Source organism: Bacillus sp. JJ1474, assembly GCF_036965225.1.
Classification (GTDB): Bacteria; Bacillota; Bacilli; order Bacillales; family Cytobacillaceae; genus Cytobacillus.
Window position 1 is genome coordinate 77,055 of the sequence record NZ_JBALPC010000001.1, and the last position, 16,462, is coordinate 93,516.

19 protein-coding genes and 1 pseudogene (1 of these 20 running past the window's edge) are annotated in these 16,462 nt (G+C 37.8%); all 20 read right to left on the bottom strand.

Features of this window, described 5'->3' with window-relative positions; translation table 11 throughout:
• Window positions 1–429 (bottom strand): annotated as a pseudogene (locus tag V7164_RS00360) (protein-glutamate methylesterase/protein-glutamine glutaminase); it reaches 664 nt to the left of the window's first position.
• A 9-nt stretch (window positions 430–438) separates the two neighbouring features.
• Entirely contained in the window at window positions 439–1,305 is an 867-nt protein-coding gene (locus tag V7164_RS00365) for a MinD/ParA family protein (protein ID WP_335347237.1), read from the bottom strand.
• 1 nt (window position 1,306) lies between these two features.
• Window positions 1,307–2,470 (bottom strand): flagellar biosynthesis protein FlhF, encoded by a 1,164-nt coding sequence (gene flhF, locus V7164_RS00370; protein ID WP_335353180.1) that lies wholly within the window; start codon window positions 2,468–2,470, stop codon window positions 1,307–1,309.
• The gene (flhA, locus tag V7164_RS00375) at window positions 2,467–4,503 is read right to left on the bottom strand and encodes a flagellar biosynthesis protein FlhA (RefSeq protein ID WP_335353181.1); all 2,037 of its coding nucleotides are present in this window, start codon (window positions 4,501–4,503) and stop codon (window positions 2,467–2,469) included. Before flhA ends, flhF begins: the two co-directional genes overlap by 4 nt.
• A gap of 328 nt (window positions 4,504–4,831) precedes the next feature.
• Window positions 4,832–5,917 carry a flagellar biosynthesis protein FlhB gene (gene flhB, locus V7164_RS00380; protein WP_335353182.1) on the bottom strand — a complete coding sequence of 362 codons (1,086 nt, stop codon included), beginning with the start codon at window positions 5,915–5,917 and terminating at the stop codon, window positions 4,832–4,834.
• A gap of 3 nt (window positions 5,918–5,920) precedes the next feature.
• Window positions 5,921–6,697 carry a flagellar biosynthetic protein FliR gene (gene fliR, locus V7164_RS00385; RefSeq protein WP_335353183.1) on the bottom strand — a complete coding sequence of 259 codons (777 nt, stop codon included), beginning with the start codon at window positions 6,695–6,697 and terminating at the stop codon, window positions 5,921–5,923.
• A gap of 4 nt (window positions 6,698–6,701) precedes the next feature.
• Window positions 6,702–6,971 (bottom strand): flagellar biosynthesis protein FliQ, encoded by a 270-nt coding sequence (gene fliQ, locus V7164_RS00390; protein WP_335347241.1) that lies wholly within the window; start codon window positions 6,969–6,971, stop codon window positions 6,702–6,704.
• A gap of 17 nt (window positions 6,972–6,988) precedes the next feature.
• Window positions 6,989–7,654, bottom strand: a complete 666-nt coding sequence (fliP, locus tag V7164_RS00395) for a flagellar type III secretion system pore protein FliP (RefSeq protein ID WP_335353184.1) — start codon at window positions 7,652–7,654, stop codon at window positions 6,989–6,991.
• Complete coding sequence (locus tag V7164_RS00400; RefSeq protein ID WP_335353185.1) at window positions 7,651–8,310, bottom strand: flagellar biosynthetic protein FliO; 660 nt, start codon at window positions 8,308–8,310, stop codon at window positions 7,651–7,653. Before V7164_RS00400 ends, fliP begins: the two co-directional genes overlap by 4 nt.
• 29 nt (window positions 8,311–8,339) lie before the next feature.
• Window positions 8,340–8,702 carry a response regulator gene (locus V7164_RS00405; RefSeq protein ID WP_315668554.1) on the bottom strand — a complete coding sequence of 121 codons (363 nt, stop codon included), beginning with the start codon at window positions 8,700–8,702 and terminating at the stop codon, window positions 8,340–8,342.
• 18 nt (window positions 8,703–8,720) lie between these two features.
• Window positions 8,721–10,046 (bottom strand): flagellar motor switch phosphatase FliY, encoded by a 1,326-nt coding sequence (gene fliY / locus V7164_RS00410; RefSeq protein ID WP_335353186.1) that lies wholly within the window; start codon window positions 10,044–10,046, stop codon window positions 8,721–8,723.
• Window positions 10,036–11,034 carry a flagellar motor switch protein FliM gene (gene fliM, locus V7164_RS00415; RefSeq protein WP_335353187.1) on the bottom strand — a complete coding sequence of 333 codons (999 nt, stop codon included), beginning with the start codon at window positions 11,032–11,034 and terminating at the stop codon, window positions 10,036–10,038. Before fliM ends, fliY begins: the two co-directional genes overlap by 11 nt.
• Before the next feature lie 46 nt (window positions 11,035–11,080).
• A complete protein-coding gene (gene fliL, locus V7164_RS00420; RefSeq protein ID WP_335347245.1) occupies window positions 11,081–11,509 on the bottom strand; it encodes a flagellar basal body-associated protein FliL in 429 nt (142 codons plus the stop codon).
• Window positions 11,499–11,720 (bottom strand): flagellar FlbD family protein, encoded by a 222-nt coding sequence (locus V7164_RS00425; RefSeq protein WP_335347259.1) that lies wholly within the window; start codon window positions 11,718–11,720, stop codon window positions 11,499–11,501. Before V7164_RS00425 ends, fliL begins: the two co-directional genes overlap by 11 nt.
• A 54-nt stretch (window positions 11,721–11,774) precedes the next feature.
• The gene (locus V7164_RS00430) at window positions 11,775–12,998 is read right to left on the bottom strand and encodes a flagellar hook protein FlgE (protein WP_335347246.1); all 1,224 of its coding nucleotides are present in this window, start codon (window positions 12,996–12,998) and stop codon (window positions 11,775–11,777) included.
• A 78-nt stretch (window positions 12,999–13,076) separates the two neighbouring features.
• Window positions 13,077–13,466, bottom strand: coding sequence for a TIGR02530 family flagellar biosynthesis protein (locus V7164_RS00435; RefSeq protein WP_335347247.1), 390 nt, complete (start codon window positions 13,464–13,466; stop codon window positions 13,077–13,079).
• A 15-nt stretch (window positions 13,467–13,481) separates the two neighbouring features.
• Window positions 13,482–14,117, bottom strand: a complete 636-nt coding sequence (gene flgD, locus V7164_RS00440) for a flagellar hook assembly protein FlgD (RefSeq protein WP_335353188.1) — start codon at window positions 14,115–14,117, stop codon at window positions 13,482–13,484.
• A gap of 11 nt (window positions 14,118–14,128) precedes the next feature.
• Window positions 14,129–15,367 (bottom strand): flagellar hook-length control protein FliK, encoded by a 1,239-nt coding sequence (locus tag V7164_RS00445; protein ID WP_335353189.1) that lies wholly within the window; start codon window positions 15,365–15,367, stop codon window positions 14,129–14,131.
• A gap of 32 nt (window positions 15,368–15,399) precedes the next feature.
• The gene (locus tag V7164_RS00450) at window positions 15,400–16,005 is read right to left on the bottom strand and encodes a MotE family protein (RefSeq protein WP_335353190.1); all 606 of its coding nucleotides are present in this window, start codon (window positions 16,003–16,005) and stop codon (window positions 15,400–15,402) included.
• An 8-nt stretch (window positions 16,006–16,013) separates the two neighbouring features.
• On the bottom strand, window positions 16,014–16,457 hold the full coding sequence (gene fliJ, locus V7164_RS00455) for a flagellar export protein FliJ (protein ID WP_335347251.1): 444 nt from the start codon (window positions 16,455–16,457) through the stop codon (window positions 16,014–16,016).
• Window positions 16,458–16,462 lie beyond the last annotated feature (5 nt).

Sequence of the window (16,462 nt, forward strand, 5' to 3'; positions counted from 1 at the left end):
AGATGCTAAATTTATCAAATGTTTCCTGCTTACTTTGCTTGCTAAGATGACTTTTTGAACTAATTCTTCTTTAATTTTATGTAAATCGAGAGATATCGCACCTGAAGGCTTAGCAATAAAATCAAAAGCGCCATTTTGTATAGCTGTTAACGTGTTTTCTGCACCTTCTTTTGTCGTACTAGAAAGCATAATAACTGGAACTGGATGTTCAATCATAATTTGTTTAAGAGCATCCAGTCCATTTAATAAGGGCATTTCAACATCCAGTGTGACAACATCTGGATTCAATTCTCTTACCTTTTTTAGTCCATCTTCACCATTTCTCGCCGTTCCAATTACTTCTATTCGGGGGTCTGCTTTAAGAAAATCAGAAATTAGCTTCCTCATAAAGGCCGAATCATCTACAACTAGTACATTAATTTTTCTCAATGAGGACGCCTACCTTTCGAAGAGAAATCGCTTTAGTTTTGTTATAAATGGAAAGCCATTTACTGACTGTTTGTCTTGAAAATGCCTGTCTTTATACCGTTCAGCAATTTCAATAATTGACTTTGAAGCTGGAGACTTTTCATTATTTAGAATAAAAGGGGTTTGCCTTCTAACAGCTTGCTGGATCGCTCGGTCATCCGGGAGCATTCCAAGATAGAAGGATTCCCTCCCAAGAAAATTCTGCAATACTTTAGAAATACGGTTATAGGTAATTTGCCCTTCCTTTTCACTCTCGACTCGATTAATGACAATATAGTAGGGGATTGAAGAATCAACTAAATGAATGTGTTTCAGCATCGAATAGGCATCTGTAATCGCTGTAGGTTCTGAGGTTGTGATACACACAATCTCTTGAGCTGAAAGGATAAATTTAATTGATTCATTTGTAATACCAGCACCCATATCAAAAATGACATAGTCATATTCACCAAATAAAACAGTGAGCTCTTGTGTAAAATGTTCTACCCTGTTTTCATCTAAATGTACGATGTGGGAAAGTCCAGAACCACCTGCAATATATTTTAGCCCCTCAGGACCATGCATTATCGCTTGCTTTAATGAAACTCGCCCTTCAAAATAATCAACGATTGAATACTCTGATGACGTTCCCATCAATATATCGAGATTACCCATGCCTAAATCCATATCGAAAAGTAGTACGGCGAATCCCTTCTTCGTTAAGGATATTGCAAAGTTGAGAGAAAAGTTAGATTTACCTACTCCTCCCTTACCGCTTACAACCGCTAACGTTCTAGGATTTTTCCTTAATTTGTTTGCTCTTAATCGTAATCGTAATTCTTCTGCCTGGTCTTTCATTTTATTCGACCCCAATAATGGTTTTTGCTATTGTACTTGGTTTTACTTCAATCATATCGTCTGGAACATTTTGACCATTTGTCATATAGGCAACACCCTTGTTGTATTTTGTGATCAAATTATACATCGCTCCGTAGCTAGAGGTTTCATCCGCTTTTGTAAAAATAAATTTATCAATTTCTATAATAGAGAACTGTTTATATATATCTTCCATATCCCTTTGTTTTGAAGTAAGGGAGAGAACTAGGTAGGTTTCCATGTCATGATCAAAATCAATTACCTGTTTTAAATCTTCTACATACTGCTTGTTTCTAAAATTTCTGCCTGCTGTATCAATTAGAACAAGATCATAATCATTGAACTGATTTGCTGCCTTTTTAAAATCATCAATTGTATAGCAAACTTCCATTGGCACATTTAAAATTTTTGCATATGTTTTTAATTGGTCAATCGCTGCAATACGATACGTATCTGTAGTGATAAAGGCAACTGTCTTTTTATGATTTATCACACATTCAGCTGCAATCTTGGCCAGAGTGGTTGTTTTTCCGACACCTGTAGGTCCGACTACATTAATATACTTTTTCTTAAAGGAAATTCCTCCAAATGGTATTTCAGTAAGCTGGTCAGCCATGTACCTTTCTAGCCAGGAATATACCTCATTAATCGATGCATTTGCCCCATTTACATACCATTTTTCAAGAAGTAACGTTAGTATTTTGTTCTGAATGGATTCATGAATGTCCTGTTCCTTTAATAATTTCTGCATCAGCTTTAAGTGTTCAGGGTAGACAGGTCCTAATTCCGAATTCGAAACAGACATTGCCTTTAGCTGTGACTTTAATTCATTGATTTCTTTCATTATGTCATCAGAAGGCTTTTTATTTTCACTATTAATATTATTTTTCATTACGTTCTCTATCTGAAAATTCCGATTCGAATCCGGAGTGGCCGAAGACTTTGTTTTTGTGATTGATTTCGGTTGGGAACCTCCCAGTTGATCAGTAGCTGCAATTACTTCGATATTACGTTTTTTGAAAAGCCCTAGAAAACCGCCAGAATGAACCTCTCTCGAATTTAAAATAACTGCATCACTCCCAAGCTCTGCTCGGATATGCTTCATGGCTTCAGACATGGAAGGAGCAATAAATTTTTTTACCTTCAATCTAAATTCACCACCCCTACACTCTGTACTTCTACATTTGCTTCAAGTTCGTTGTACGAAAGAATTGGAATTTGCGGGAAATATCTTTCGGTTAATTGACGTACATACATTCTTACTGCAGGTGAACATAATACAATCGGTGTTTGTTCCATTAAAGACAATTGCTCTACCTGTGAAGCGATTGATTCTAAGACGGATTGGGAAACAGTCGGATCCATCGATAAATAATTGCCATGTTCCGTTTGTTGGATCCCTTCAGCAATTAGTTTCTCCACTTTCCCGGAAAGTGTTACCACTTTCAGTGATTCAGATCCTTGAGAAAATTGATTTGTGATTTGCCTTGCTAATGCTTGCCGTACATATTCTGTAAGTAATTCAGTGTCGCTAGTTACTTTTCCAAAATCAGCTAGTGTCTCGAAGATGATTGGCAAGTTTCGAATGGATACATTTTCTTTTAACAGCTTTGCCAGTACTTTCTGCACTTCTCCAACTGATAGTGGGTTTGGTGTAACTTCCTCAACAAGAATTGGATAGCTCTCATTAAGGTGATCTATCAATTGTTTCGTTTCTTGTCGTCCGATTAGTTCATGCGCATTTCCCTTAATCACTTCTGTAATATGAGTTGAAACGACAGAAGGCGGATCCACTACTGTATAACCAAATATTTCTGCCTGTTCCTTCATATCCTCTGTAATCCATTTAGCTGGCAGTCCAAAGGAAGGTTCAATCGTATCAATGCCTTCAATTGAATCATCATCAATACCAGGGCTCATCGCTAAATAATGATCAAGCAGCAGCTCGCCCCTAGCCATTTCATTTCCCTTGATTTTTAGTCTATATTCATTGGGCTGCAGCTGAATATTATCTCGTATTCGTACTACTGGAATAACTAAACCTAATTCAATCGCTAGCTGCCTTCTTATCATAACGATCCGATCAAGGAGATCTCCGCCTTGGTTGGCATCGGCTAACGGAATAAGCCCATATCCAAATTCAAATTCAATTGGATCCACGTTTAATAAACTAACAACGCTTTCCGGACTTTTCATTTCACCGGCTTCTTGTTCTTCATCGATTTCCAGCAGCTGTTCCTTTCCTTGCTCAGGTGTACGGTTTATCATATATCCCCCAAAACAAAGAAGCGCCGCAATTGGAATCGTTAGCAAATCACTAATTGGAGTAAACAGCCCTAATAAAAATATCGTTCCCGCAGTAACATATAGCATTTTTGGAAATGCAAATAATTGAGTTGTAATATCTTTACCAAGATTTCCATCCGAAGCTGCTCTTGTAACAACAATACCTGTTGCAGTCGAAATAAGAAGTGCAGGAATTTGGCTAACCAGGCCATCCCCTACCGTTAATAGTGAAAATTTTGAGGCAGAATCAGCTACCGACAGTCCTAGCTGCATTACACCGATCACAATCCCAAAAATCAGGTTGATTAAGACGATAATGATTCCTGCAATTGCATCCCCTTTAACGAATTTACTTGCACCATCCATTGAACCATAAAAATCCGCTTCTCTACTTACCTTTTCACGGCGTGCACGGGCTTCCTGCTCTGAAATCATACCAGCATTTAAATCGGCATCAATACTCATCTGTTTCCCTGGCATCGCATCAAGGGTAAATCTTGCAGCGACCTCAGAAACACGCTCAGCTCCTTTTGTAATAACGATAAATTGAATAATGACCAAAATTAAAAATACAACTAGTCCGACAACAAGATTACCACCGACAACGAACGTACCAAAAGTATGGACAACTCCGCCTGCATCACCTGTTGAAAGGATCGAACGTGTTGTCGATACATTTAATCCTAATCGGAAAAGTGTCAATAATAACAATAATGATGGAAATATCGAAAATTGAAGTGGCTCACTCATATTCATTGTCGTCAGTAAGACTATGAGTGCCAATGTAATATTAATTAAGATTAGTATACTTAGAAGCCACGTTGGAAAAGGGATAATAAGCATAGCTACAATTAAAATGACGGCTACTAATACGGATAAATCTCTTCCTGACATAAAATTCCTCTCCTAATAGAAAAGCGCAAGCGCCTTCGGAACAATCAAAGGACAATTGTTCCTGCGATGATTATTCGCAGAAGCTTTCCTTTGTGCTCACCCCCGACAAGCACAAGACGAGCCTCCCGGAAAGGTGAGCTCTACCTTTCAGGATTGGCTTGTGACCTCGAGGTCGACAAAAACGCGACGTCCTCCCAAAAGCTTCACTTTTGGTCGTGCGATGTGTCGCTGACGAAGCTTTCCTTGTCCTGTCGCATTGTCGACACTAGTACGTCCTGTACATCGGGGGTAGGCGCTGGAGCTAGACAGCTCACAAACTCAAAATGGGTTAAATTTTCTTTTTCATTCTATACACATGGGCAAGAATTTCCGCGACTACTTTGAAAAATTCCTCAGGAATCGCATCTCCAATTTCTGCCTGACTATATAAAGCTCTCGCTAGAGGCCGATTTTCAACAGTTATAATATCCTTTTCTTTAGCAATCATTTTTATCTTTTGAGCAACAAAGTCGACCCCTTTTGCGACAACATAGGGTGCATCGAGTTTTGCCTCATCATATTTTAAAGCAACGGCGAAATGAGTTGGATTAGTTATGACGACATCCGCATTCGGAACCTCCTGCATCATTCTTCTCATTGCCATTTCCCGTTGTTTCTGTTTTATTTTTGATTTGATAAGGGGATCCCCTTCAATATTTTTATACTCGTCTTTAATATCTTGCTTCGACATTCGGATGTTTTTTTCAAAATCATATTTCTGATATAAGAAATCTAATATTGATAGAAATAGCAGGGCACCTGAGGCATACAAACCCATTTGCACCGTTAAGCTGCCAATCGTTGCCAGTGCGGCCCCTACTGTTTTTTGTGATAGGATCAGGATTTCATCAATTCTGTTCCATAAAACCATAAAGGTGATAATCCCTACAAAGCCAATTTTTAAGATTGATTTTAAAAGTTCAACGATGGCTCTTACTGAAAAAATCCGTTTAAAACCTTTAATTGGATCCAGCTTTTCTAGTTTCGGCTGAATAGCTTCTGTAGAAAATAAAAATCCTACCTGGGCATAATTGGCGATAATTCCCGAAAGCATGGCAACAAGCATGATCGGGCCTAATAAGAACACAAGTTCCTTCAGGATGGCTAAAAATAGGATTTGTATATTTGCTTCAGTCAATTCCATTAGCATTAACTGATTAAAAGTATGTGTCATAATATAAAAAACAATATCCTTTAAATAAGACCCTGCAAATAGAAGGAATGTAAAAACACCTAATAGGACAACGGCCGTGTTAACATCCTGGCTCTTTGCTACTTGTCCCTTTTTCCTTGAATCCTGCCTTTTCTTCGGTGTTGCTTTTTCCGTTTTTTCTCCTGCAAAGTATTGCAGGTCTAAGGCAATTAATCGTTTCATCTGTTAGGTTCCCCCAATAATATCCATTAGGCCGCGCATCGTGCTTAACATCATTTCGAATAATTGGGAAACTACGAGCAGCATAATGCTCATTACTGTTAAAAGAACAATAAAGCTTACACCTATCTTCAATGGAAGTCCCACGACAAATACATTGAGTTGGGGAACTGTCCGCGCAACAATTCCCAAAGCAATATCTACTAAAAACAAACTGCCTACTACTGGGATTGACATTTGAAAGGCAATAATAAACATAGAATTAAATGCTTTTACTACATATTCCGCCATGTTTTCATTCCCAAATGAAATCCATGGCTGTTCTAAAGGGATAAACTGATAGCTATAAAATACCCCATCTAATAATAGATGATGGCCATTGACAGTGAGTAAGAAAAAGAGTCCAATCGTGTATAAATATTGACCCATAAGCGGGCTTTGTGCACCTGTTTGCGGATCGATGACGTTTGCAATGGCAAATCCCATCTGAAAGTCAATAAAACCGCCGGCAATTTGTATGGCCGATAAAATTAAATACGCTATAAATCCAATTAAAAGCCCTACAAGCGCTTCTTTGATAATTAATAAAAAATAATGATTGTCTATTTCTAACGTAGGTGTATCTATGGTAAACACCATAACCAATGACATGAAAAAGCCTAAGCCAATTTTTGCAACTGTTGGTATAGAGCGATATGAAAAAAGGGGCATCATCAGAAAAAAAGATGTTACCCTTACGAAAATAAGTAAAAAGGCCGGGAACGCCGGTAAGAAATTCACCATATGATCATCCTACAAATCTAGTTAAATTCGAAAATATTTCTCCAGCATATGAAAGCATATGGCTGAGCATCCACGGACCGAAGAAAACGAGTCCTGCTAATACGGCAACAATTTTTGGAATAAAAGCTAGTGTCTGTTCTTGTATTTGTGTTGTTGCTTGAAAGATACTGACGATTAACCCTACAACTAGCGCGAGCACCAGCAATGGACCACTTATGAATAAAACCGTCATAATTCCTTGTTCTGCAATTGTTATTACGGATTCAGGAGTCATTTATTATTTTCACCTGCTTAAAAGCTTTGTAAAAGAGATTTAACAACGAGATACCATCCATCCACAAGAACAAATAATAATATTTTAAATGGCAATGAAATCATCACTGGAGGCAGCATCATCATTCCCATCGACATAAGAACACTCGCAACCACCATGTCAATTACAAGAAATGGAATAAAAATCATAAATCCAATTTGGAAAGCTGTTTTTATTTCACTAATGGCAAAAGCCGGGACAAGAGCTGTTAATGGAATTTCCTCAATTGATTTAGGTGGCTCTGCTTTCGAATATTCAAGGAACAAGGCTAAATCCTTTTGTCTCGTATGGGCACTCATAAATTCCTTAAATGGGATCGATGCTTTTTCGTATGCTTGTTCTAAATTAATTTCTTCATTAAATAATGGTGTAAGTGCTTCTTCATTTACTTGCTGAAAGGTAGGTGCCATGATAAAAAATGAAAGAAATAAAGCTAATCCGATTAGTACTTGATTAGGAGGCATTTGCTGAGTGGCAAGCGCCGTTCTGACAAAGGAGAGAACAATTATGATTCTTGTAAAGCAAGTCATTAAAATGAGAATGCTGGGTGCCAATGATAAAACTGTAAGCATTAATATAAGCTTCACAGATGTTGAAACATTGGCAGGCGAACTATTGTTAAAAAACTCCATAAATTCATTCATCGCTCGTCTGACCCTTTCTTCTCCATTTCTTTATATAATTGCTTTCTTCCTTTTGTGATATCTTCCAATTGTTGTTTGAGTATGCTTTGAAATTGGTTCCCTTGTTTCTCATCTTGATGTACACTTTTTCTTCTTTGAAGTACCCTTGTCACAATATCGCTTGGTTGTACAAGCTGTTCCATCTTTTCGTTATAATCGGTCAGAAGCTGATTATACTCCTCTTGATCTTCGATTTCTTTCAAAAGCTGTATATTTTCTCCTACACCAACAATTAAGATCCTCTTTCCAACCTTTATTAATTGTACTGAACGGTTTGTGCCTAATGCCGTTCCGCCTAAATTCTCAACAAGCTGGGAGCTTTTATACATTTTACTTTTCTTATTAATAATTTTAAGCATGAAATATAATAGTCCTACAACAAAGACAGTGGCAAAAATCATTTTGACAAAATCAAAAAGATTTAATCCAACCTTAACGGGTTGTTCATTCTTGGCTGTATCCTGTTTTTGAGGAAGCTGATCTTGATCGCATGTATCTGGATGTTCTATACAATCTTTTACACTATTTACTTGCTCTGCGTAGGCTGGTGCATGAATCCCTAGCAGAGCAAAGCTCATTAAAAACAGCGTAAAAATTGTCCGCTTGAAATATAGCAATATACTGCACCCTCTAAATGAAATATTCATTAGCCTAAAGTTTTGGAAATAGCCTCGATCACACGGTCAGCCTGGAATGGTTTTACGATAAAATCCTTTGCCCCTGCCTGAATGGCATCAATAACCATTGCCTGCTGTCCCATCGCGGAACACATAATAACCTTAGCATTCGGATTAATTTTTTTAATTTCTTTAAGAGCAGTAATTCCATCCATTTCGGGCATTGTAATATCCATTGTTACTAAATCTGGCTGAGACTCTTTATACTTTTCAACTGCCTGAGCACCATCTGCTGCTTCTCCGACTACTTCATACCCATTTTTTGAAAGAATATCCTTAATCATCATTCTCATGAAAGCTGCATCATCTACAATTAAAATTTTGTGCGCCATTACTGTTAACCCCCGTGCTTATTTAAGTTTTTTTATTCGGTCACTTTGACTAATGATGTCTGTTACACGTACTCCGAAGTTCTCGTCAATCACAACTACCTCTCCTTGAGCAATTAAGCGATTATTGACTAGAATATCAACGGGTTCCCCTGCAAGTTTATCTAATTCAATGATCGATCCAGCAGATAACTCTAGGATTTCTTTCACTGATCGTTTTGTTCTTCCTAGTTCAACGGTTACTTGCAGTGGAATATCAAGTAGCATGTTTAAATTTTTCGATTCAGATTCTTGAAGTGAATATGGTTCAAAGCTTGAAAAAACTGCAGGCTGAACAGTTGGCTGTACTCCGCCAGGTAACGCAGAACCAAAATGCTGCGGACCATTTTGATGGCTCGCTGCTTGTGGTGGCGGATAGTATGCTGGCTGTGCCTGATAAGCTTGATGTACCTGTTGTACATGCTGCCCTTGAGGAGCTTGCTGCCATCCCCCATTTGGCGGAACCATTTCTCTTTCTGAATACGGGTTTTGAGAAAAACTATTTTCCTGAGCGAATGTGTCTACAGGCTGTTTATCCAGTGTAACCTCGGAATCTTGGTACATTGGGACGGAATCCTCAACTTCTTTCATTGTACCTGAAATATTCTCCGGTTCTCCTCCCGGATTTAACAATTCGTTGACTAAACTTTTAGCAAATTGCAGTGGCAAAAGCTGCATAATATTAGAATCAATTAAGTCCCCAATTTTCAAACGGAAGGAGATTTTAACCAATATATCTTCTCCAGGAATGCGATTTGTACCCTCTCCCTGGGGAATATCTAAAATATCAATGGTAGGAGGTGAAATATCTACTCTTTTGCTAAAAATGGTAGACATTGAAGTTGCCGCAGAACCCATCATTTGGTTCATCGCTTCCTGCACAGCACTTAGCTGAATTTCCCCCAAAAGATCGGCTGGGTTTTGTCCATTTCCACCCAACATTAAATCTGCAATAATCGCAGCATCTGTTTGTTTAATGACTAATAAATTACTTCCCGAAAATCCTTCCGTATAACTAACCTGGATCGCAACATAAGGATGCGGAAATTCATCATGTAATTTTTTAGGCGGTATGGTCGTTACTGATGGTGTCGTAATTTCTACTTTTTGGTTTAGTAAGGTTGACAATGCTGTTGCTGAGCTTCCAAACGAAATGTTCCCAATTTCTCCCAAAGCATCCTGCTCCATTGGAGATAGGTAGTCTTCTACATTTAAAGTATCATCAAATAAATCAGACTCATCATCGTCATCTACCCCGCGTAATAGCGCATCTATTTCATCTTGTGAAAGCATATCATCACTCATCATCGTCGCCTCCCCCTTTCACAATGTCTAATACTTGAATTGCAAGTTTTTTGTTTACTTTTCCTGGCTGTCCGAGAAATTTAGGTATATCCCCTACTTTAATCAGTAAAGGCTGATCAATTGGTTTATTTAGCTCGATAACATCACCGATATCTAACATAAGAAAATCCTGAATGCTGATTTCCGAATGGCCAAGTTCTCCGACAACGGATACTTCCGCACGTTGGATATGATTTTCAAGCCTGTTTAACTCTTCAGGAGCTCTCTCCTTTTTATCTGTTTGCATCCAATAGTGTACAGATAGCTTAGGGATAATTGGCTCAAGGACGACATGTGGAATACAAATATTCATCATTCCGCTCGTTTCACCAATTGTCGTATTTAACGAGATCACTACAACTGTTTCATTCGGCGACACCATTTGCAGAAATTGAGGATTGACCTCGAAATCCATTAGCTGAGGATCAATTTCTTCAATCGTGCTCCAGGCTTCCATATAATTCTCAAATGCTCGTTCAAAAGTGGTAGACATAATTTTTGTTTCAATTTCTGTTAAATTATCAACCTTATTTATACTCGAGCCTTTGCCGCCCATCATTCTGTCCATTAATGCGTAAGCAATATTGGGATTGACTTCCATCAGGATTCTTCCATCTAAAGGGGGCACCTCAAAAACATTTAATATCGTCATTTTCGGGATGGACCTAATAAACTCTTCATATGGAATCTGATCGGCTGATGCGACAGTAATTTGGACATAAGTTCTTAATTGTGCAGAGAAGAAAGTAGTTAACAGCCGTGCAAAATTTTCATGGATTCTAGTTAAACTTCTAATTTGATCCTTTGAAAAGCGCAGCGCCCTTTTAAAGTCATAGACCTTAACTTTTTTCTCAGTCTGCTCTTTTTTAAGCTCGTCTGCATCCATTTCACCTGTTGATAATGCAGAAAGGAGCGCATCTATTTCACTCTGTGATAAAACTTCACCTGACATGAAACCTCACCTCCAGCCTTTGACTATAAATTTTAATATTGTTGTTCTATTGGAGGAGATTTTCAGTAATATATACCTGTTCAACTTCACCTTTTTGCAAAATCGTATTGATTTTTCCCTTTAAATCCTCTTTTAGCTTTTTCTGACCCTCTTTACCCTGAATATCTTCAGCTGCCATTTCAGATAATTCTTGGATAATGATGTCCTTTACTTGAAAATCTCTTTTTTCTAGTTCCTCTTTTGCTTTTTTACTATCTGTTTGAATTTTAAATGAAATACGGATAAAATCATTGCTTGCTAAATTAGTTGTAATTTGCGGAACGTCAACAGATGCCTCTAATACTTCATCAATTGACGGTTCTTTCGGGCCAGAATTATCATTAAGCTGTTTAACAATAATAATCGCGACAGCTCCAACTAAGGCAATAGCCACAAGCAATATTAACATGATCATGACCAGCTTATTATTCTTCATTCTCTCTTTCTCCCATTTGCTGCTGCCCCAAAAGGCTGACAGATTGATAGAATTCCTTTACAAGCTTCGATACAGTATCCTCCGATTCTTTCACAACATACTTTCGGCCATTCGTTAACGTAATTGTTGTATCGGGAAAAGACTCTATCGTTTCAATAAACACTGCATTTAGTGTAAATGGTTTTCCATTTAGGCGACTAACTTTAATCAATGTTATGTTCAGGGCCTTAGGACGTTAAGCCTCAAGACCCTGTCCCTCCCTTACCTATCGTTTTAGGTTAACTAACTCTTGTAAAATCTCGTCTGAAGTTGTGATAATTCTTGTGTTTGCTTGGAAACCACGTTGGGCTGTGATCATTTCTGTGAACTCTTCGGAAAGGTCGACGTTTGACATTTCTAGGGCTCCGGATGCGATTGTGCCACGGCCTTCACCAGCTGCACCGACATTTGCTGGTCCAGAGCTAATTGTTTCTTGGAATAAGTTCCCGCCAGTTTTATTTAAGCCTGATGTATTGCTAAATTTAGCAATGGCTAGGCGGCCAAGAGTGGATATTTGTCCATTTGAATACACACCATTTATTTCTCCCATTGCACCAATGCTGAAGCTTTCAAGTTTTCCAGCTGTAAAGCCATTTGGAGCTGCCATAACAGATATGCCTGAACCAGCTGTACTTGTAAGTTCCTCTACAGATAGTGTTAAGTCTGTACCTGAAATAGTAGTCCCATCAGACAAGGTAATATCACCTGTTATTGTTGGGGGTGTGGTAGGATCAAGTGGGAATGTTATTACTAAATCTTCTGTTCCCGTTGTATCCTTACCAAAATATACATTCCAAGTTTGAGGTACAGTTGGATCTGAGTCAGGATCAGTATCTTTTTTATACTTTACATCAATGGTATGTTCTTTTCCCTTTGTATCTACTACCTTTACTTGTTGAGTAAAAACCTCATCCTTAAGTGTATTTGGATCTAAATTTCCTGCGATGTCAATTTTACTTGTCGTTGTGGCAGGTAATAACGCATTCACGTTAATTGTCACATTCCCATAAGTATTTGACACTTTTCCATCATTGACTTGGTAAGCTTGAACTTTATAACCATCACCATTAACTAGAGTCCCATTATCATCAAGATAAAAATTCCCAGCACGAGTATAAAATTCTGCATTTCCTTGTTTTACTACAAAGTATCCATCGCCTTCAATTGCTAAATCTTGTGGTCGATTTGTTGTTTGCAAGCTGGATCCAGTATGAATAGTATCAATAGTTGACAAGGATGACCCTAATCCAACCTGCATCGAGTTTTTACCACCACGGTTTTCAGTTGAAGCACTGGCTCCGGCAATAGTTTGGCTCATTGCATCTTTAAAAGTAACACGACCCTTTTTAAATCCTGCAGTATTTACGTTTGCGATGTTGTTGCCAATTACATCAAGCTTTGTTTGAAAGTTTCTAAGTCCACTTATCCCTGAATACATTGAACGTAGCATTAAATGATTGCTCCTTTCGTATATAGCTGCTTCTGTCAGTCCGCAGCTTTGGCTTCCTTTAACAGGTCCAGCCAATATTTATTGATCTAAAATAATAGTTCCATTAATATTCGTAAATATTTGTGTTCGGGCTTCGTCCCGATCCATTGCCGTGATCACTGTATTGTTTTTTGCGCTGACAATGAGCGCCGCATCTTTAAGCAATACGAGTGATTCATTTACACCCTTTTTTCTAGCTTCGAGAACTTTGTCTGCAATTTGCTTCCAGTGAGATTCATTAATCTGAATTCCTCTCTGGTGCATGCGATCCTGTGCGTGTTTACTCACTACTAATTTACCTTGGGGCTGAAGAGCCGTTTGTAGATGGGCGGCAAATTTTTGAGAGCTTTGCAATTCCGGCTTAAATGGTTTGGCCTTCGGGCTTATAACGGCTTTCGATTGAATCGGATGAAACATCATTTTATCCATTCAATCACCTTCTCATTATTCTATTTTTGTTATTTGCGAAGCAGTGATTGTAGTCTTTTCATCATCTAATTGAAACAGTGTTTTCCCATCTTTAAAGGAAACTGATTTTACTAATCCTGTTTTTTCTACTTTTTCTGCTAAGTATGTAACCGATTTTCCAATCATCATGCTCGCTTGAACCATCGAATTTTCTTTTGATGTTTCGTTGATTTGCGAAATATTGCCCGGTTCTAGTTTCGTTCCGTCATCAAGGATAAATAGGACATTATTATCCTTAAACTGAACGGATGCTACTCTCCCTTTTCCTTCCTCAATTACAGGAGTTCCACCCTGTTCTTTTGCTTCAGAAACTTTATGCCATGTAATGTCCTTGCCGACAAATTGGTTATAGGCAATTAATTGACTCTGCTCCTGGACCTTCACAAATTTATCCATTGACTTTCCCATATTCGTTATCTGCTCTAATGTTGAAAAAGTGGCCATTTGGGCAATAAAATCTTTATCCTGCATCGGATTCATTGGATCCTGGTTTTGGAGCTGGACCATTAATATTTTTAGAAAGTCATCTTTTCCTAAAATATCCGAGCCCGTTTTTCTCTGTTCTTTTTGATAGCTTGATAGCATTAAAGACGAATCAATCGTATTAGTCATGTTTATCACACCTACGCTTCTGTATTAAGAAGTGCTTCTTCGAATGAGTGGTTAAAATCTCCTGATTGTTTTTCTTGACGCTCTTCTTGCTGCTGTCTTTCCTGACCTTGATGTTGCCCTTCACGATTAAAACTGCGTTCCTGAGAAGTAAAAGCTTGAGAGATCTCAATTCTCTCCACTTGAATATTTTGCGATTGGAAGGCTTGTCTTAACCCGTTCAAATGCGACTCCATCATATCTTTTGCATTTGCGGTCGATGTAAGAATCCGGGCTATGATTGTTGAATCCTTCTGAATTAACTCTATTCTAAGTGATCCGAGATTTTCTGGATTTAACTTAAGGAATAGTCTTTGAGTCCCGCCGCTTTTCAATAATTGGCTTTTAGATAGAATGGATTCGAATTGCTCAATCAGCTGCTCGGCTGAAACAGGTCTGCCAGAACTTGATAGCATAGTTAACTGCTCAGGTTTGGATAATTGCTGAAATTGAATGAATCCTTGATGATTAACAGGCTCAGATTTATTCAATGCTTTTGCGATTTGTTCTCCCGCTTTATCAGTGCCCGATACAACTTTTCCATTCAACTCATTTACAAGAGTTTGAAATGTTTTCCTTACAAATTCACCTCTATCAGAGGAATTTGTACTATTTAATGCCGTTTCTAGCTTTTCAGAGATATTCTTCATAAATTCTTTTAACTTTAATTGATTACCTAAAGAATCCTCATGTGCAGATAACAGCTCAAAAAGTTTGATTGCTTTCATTGCTTGTCCAAAGTCTTTATTCGGTTCTATTTTCATATCTTGCTTTTGAATAGAAATAATTGATTGGATCATTGCAAGGACCATATCTATTTGGGAAACATCCTCATCACTTGGCTTTTCACTCTTTGCAGATGAACTAATATCATTGAAAAATTTACTTAGCAGTTCGTAAAGTTCATCAGTGGATAAATTTAATTCATTTTCTATTATTTTGATGACTTCCGTAGAACTAAGATTTGATCCATCAATTAGCTCAGCCCCATTTTCCAGTGCAAAAACATCTGCTGTCTGCAGAAATTGAAGTAAACTTTCAACCTCATCACTAGGTAAATTGTTTGAAGTATCCTTATCTTGTACAGGGTTTGTTGAATTCCCCATCAATCCTGCAACCAAAGCCCCAAATCCAGTTGGATTTTTGCTGATTGAACTAGAATTTCCGTTGTTGGATACAATCGTATTAATTGCTCCTAATCCGCTCATTTCCATTTTTTCACCCCCTTTCATTTAACTCTTTTACATTACGGAGAGTTTTCCAATTGATTTTCAGCGTTGGCTGTTAACAGCTCCGTATACCTAGCTGCATCTTCCGGATTCATTTTTTCCATAATAGCTGCTAGTGTATCAGCTTTAATGCTTGAAAGGATTTGTAAAGCTTCTTCCTCACCCATTTGTGAAAGTATCGGAGCAGCTTTCTTTGCTGAAATCGTTTCATAGGTTTTGATAATATCCTTAAATGCACGTTTGTTTTCATCTTTCATCGCTGTTAGTTCAAGAATTTCTTCTTCCAGACGTTCCTTTTCTAATTGCACTTGTGAAATTTCCTCGTCTTTATTCTCTATCTCCGTTTCAAGCTTAGAAATCTTCGCTTCCCGGTCTTTAATTTCCGCTTCAAGTTCAATCATTTTTGACTCTATGTCTTCGATGCTTTGGGAACCTTCTTCATTTAAGGCAGAAGATATAAACGGAATCTTCTGACCGTATTCCTTTGATAGTTCGAAAACATTAATCCCAAGAATAGTCATCACAATAAGAGCTACTGTAATAGCAAATAATAAAGGAATTAAGACCACAAATATGAAGCCTTGAAATTTTGATTGCTTTTTTTCTTCTAGTACTTTGTCCACTTTACCACCTAATTTCCCCGATACATATAATGCTGAATCGAGATATCATCCATTTGCCTTCCCTCTTGCAGCCTTACATCTTCAGCAAAATTCGTCATGTCTTTTTCTTTAATTTTCTCATATTTTTTTACTTCTACATTTTTCTCCAGCAGCCTTTCCTGCTGAAAATTCATGTGATTTCGTGCATTCATAACAATTTGCTGATAATGCTTGATCGTTCTTTCCAATTGATGAATAAAGTGCTGATGATGCCTAATTTCTTGTACTGGCAACCCGTTAACTAGCCTTGAAGATTGATAGTCTTCTAAATCCTCTTTTTTCTTAAGGAGTTCATACAATTTTTCAGCGGCTGTTTCAAATCTTTTGACTGATTGGTTATAAACGTTTAGTGCTTCATCCTTCTCTCTTTCTTTAATCGTAAGGATTTTTTCAAATTTGAATTGGTATTGCATGAAAA